The organism is Bartonella sp. AC10YNML (genome assembly GCF_042196825.1).
Lineage (GTDB): Bacteria > Pseudomonadota > Alphaproteobacteria > Rhizobiales > Rhizobiaceae > Bartonella.
The window spans coordinates 1-2,361 of sequence record NZ_JBHIRA010000047.1 but is presented as its reverse complement, the minus strand read 5'-3'; the positions used below and the strand labels follow the sequence as shown (position 1 = coordinate 2,361).

Genomic DNA, 2,361 nt, shown 5'->3' with positions numbered 1-2,361 from the left:
TCTTCAATGATGGTGTCTTTTTGATCTATTTGACCTTGTAGGTAATTCAAAAAGCCAATCATAGCCTTTGGACTTGAGTAATCGATTTGTGGTGTAACAACTTGCTTTGCACGCCGCTCGCATTCAATAAAATATTGACGGGCTTGTTTTCCTTTTTCATTACGCTCTACCATGGCGAGCTCTTTTGCCATGTCTAATGTGAGGTGATAGTCTATAGCTGTAACAGCTCTAGATTTTGCGCTCCCCAATTTTGGGGACCGCAAATCTTGTGTTTTTATGAAATCATTTCCCTCTTCAAATTCATATTGATGAATACGGTCCTTAATCCAAGTAGAGAAATCTTTCCCAATTTCCAAAAACGCATGTAACTCACGAGCGTTGACCGTTTGAACGGTTTCGTGTTTGATTGTATTGTGCTGGATAGCAATAGGCTTTTCCATTACGAACCTCATATTGATGGGATTGATGAATGAAAGGGGGCGCTTTTAAATGCGCCCTTAAGAATTTTTAAAGCACATCACAAGGACGCAAACGGTGTTGTTGTTCGTAGGTCCCGTAGACCTCATCATTATATTTTTCTTCTGCTAACTCAGATAAAAGATCATGGTAAGCATTACTTTCACGTACAAAGTAATGAACCTCACTATCCTCATGGAGATGTTCAATATTTGCTTCTACATATGCGTCTGCAATCTCTTCAGAGATATCTTCACAATTATTCTCAGAAGGATTTATACGAAAGATTTGGATTGCATCATCTACCTCAGCAACAATGCTTAGAATTTGGCTTGCATCAAGTGGTCCAGACTCTGCAATGTTTTGATTATCATCGTAGGAAACTAATAAAATTTCATTGGAATTAATAAGAATTGGCTTATCCATAATTTTTCCTCCCTAACGCCTCTTGGCGATTGTTTGTGCGTGGTTTATGGAATATATATAATACGCATAATGCATACTTGTCAACAATAAAATATGCGTTATGTGTATTTTATTTTTAACGGTATAAAAATCTTGTAAGAAGATTTTTTCTAAATGACGATTCTCATGAAAGGGGAAGGTGAATGGTTATGAAAATAATAAAAAGTGATATAGAACTAGATAACAAAATAATGCATCTGGTTTCTACATTTAGTAATGAAAGAAAAAAAGCTTTTATTTTTTTTCTTCTGCATGCAGGCGATTTAAAAGGTGAAGAATTGTTTCTTTATCTGGTTGAGTTGTTTTTTGCAGTAGATTAATAATTTGCTCATCAACAGTTTTTTTTGTTGCAGGAATTGGAAAGGAGGGGCCTTCTCCCTCTCCAGTTAATAACCATCCTTCACTAATTCTAAATGCTTTTGCATATTTCGCAGATGCCCGCGATATTCCTCTTAATCCTTGTTCGTGCTGTATATAGCTAGAGTAGTTCCAGCCAAAATATCTAGCTGCTTCTTTAGCACTTCTAAAACCACGCGCTAAACGCGCTTTTATTAATCTAGCAGATTGGTCTATCGTGTTACTAAGCATTTTTATCTCCTTAATATATTCATATTGCATATAATTGGTATGCGTTTCGACTTGACTTTTAAGTACTCATAATGCATATTATTTTTTATGGGAAAAATAGCAGTAAAACAGTTACGTAAAAATCTGAATTTAACTCTGAAAGAAATGGCAGAACGGTTAGGCGTCAACAAGTCAACAGTATGGCGTTGGGAAAAATATGGTGTTCCTTCAAGAGGAGCCGTTGCATATCTTCTCGAAGCGTTATGGAATGAACAATCTCCTCCAACGCCTGCTTTTATCAAGGGTTCCACTGTTTGCATGAAGCCATGTGAACAAAATGAAATGTTGCAATCTCAATATGAAGAAAGAAAATAAAAATGGACAGTTTGGCAGCGATGATTGTGTTTTTTATAGTCAATGTAATTACGATTTTTTGTTTTTATGTCTCTCATAAAAAAATGCAAAGCTCTACAAAGGTGTTGCAAAGTTCATATTATACTTTTTACATTTTAGAAGATTTTACAAAAGAAATGCATTTTCCAGATGGCAGCACAATTGTTTTTAGCGATTCTGATTGGGATTTTTCTCTTGATGAAAATGATAATTTAATAGCTAAAAGTGCTTTAGGACCTTCATTGTCCATAAAGGCATATAGTAACGCATATGGTTTCAAAAAACGTTTCATAGATAGTTTACAGAAATACAATCGATCTACACATTCAGTTAGTGCAGTTAGATAAGGCATGCAGTGTGTGTCTGAATTGAGTGAGTTCGTTTTTTAAAACTTATGATTACGCGCTCTGTCATAGCACGCATATAAATACGTAGAGCCTTAAGGGGGGGATTATGATCACTAATGCACAAACCATTCTC

At 35.5% G+C, this 2,361-nt stretch carries 5 protein-coding genes; 2 read left to right on the top strand and 3 right to left on the bottom strand.

Features of this window, described 5'->3' with window-relative positions; genetic code table 11:
* The 3 genes from ACFINA_RS09490 to ACFINA_RS09480 form a co-directional block, all read right to left on the bottom strand.
* Nucleotides 1-440 (bottom strand): antA/AntB antirepressor family protein (locus ACFINA_RS09490; RefSeq protein ID WP_375607576.1); only part of this gene is annotated, 440 nt, incomplete at its 3' end.
* Nucleotides 441-507: 67 nt separating this feature from the next.
* A complete protein-coding gene (locus tag ACFINA_RS09485) occupies nucleotides 508-882 on the bottom strand; it encodes a hypothetical protein (protein ID WP_375615509.1) in 375 nt (124 codons plus the stop codon).
* Between the two features lie 273 nt (nucleotides 883-1,155).
* Nucleotides 1,156-1,509: a helix-turn-helix domain-containing protein gene (locus ACFINA_RS09480; RefSeq protein WP_375615508.1), complete on the bottom strand. Its 354-nt coding sequence runs from the start codon at nucleotides 1,507-1,509 to the stop codon at nucleotides 1,156-1,158.
* Between the two features lie 87 nt (nucleotides 1,510-1,596).
* On the opposite strand from ACFINA_RS09480, the gene ACFINA_RS09475 reads away from it, so the two are divergent.
* A complete protein-coding gene (locus ACFINA_RS09475; RefSeq protein ID WP_375615507.1) occupies nucleotides 1,597-1,863 on the top strand; it encodes a helix-turn-helix domain-containing protein in 267 nt (88 codons plus the stop codon).
* 2 nt (nucleotides 1,864-1,865) lie between these two features.
* On the top strand, nucleotides 1,866-2,228 hold the full coding sequence (locus ACFINA_RS09470; protein ID WP_375615506.1) for a hypothetical protein: 363 nt from the start codon (nucleotides 1,866-1,868) through the stop codon (nucleotides 2,226-2,228).
* The last annotated feature ends 133 nt before the right edge of the window (nucleotides 2,229-2,361 follow it).

Excerpts from the sequence above, each read along its gene's own strand:
- ACFINA_RS09485 (WP_375615509.1), bottom strand. The coding sequence starts at position 882 with ATGGATAAGCCAATTCTTATTAATTCCAATGAAATTTTATTAGTTTCC.
- ACFINA_RS09480 (WP_375615508.1), bottom strand. The coding sequence starts at position 1,509 with ATGCTTAGTAACACGATAGACCAATCTGCTAGATTAATAAAAGCGCGT.
- ACFINA_RS09475 (WP_375615507.1), top strand. The coding sequence starts at position 1,597 with ATGGGAAAAATAGCAGTAAAACAGTTACGTAAAAATCTGAATTTAACT.
- ACFINA_RS09470 (WP_375615506.1), top strand. The coding sequence starts at position 1,866 with ATGGACAGTTTGGCAGCGATGATTGTGTTTTTTATAGTCAATGTAATT.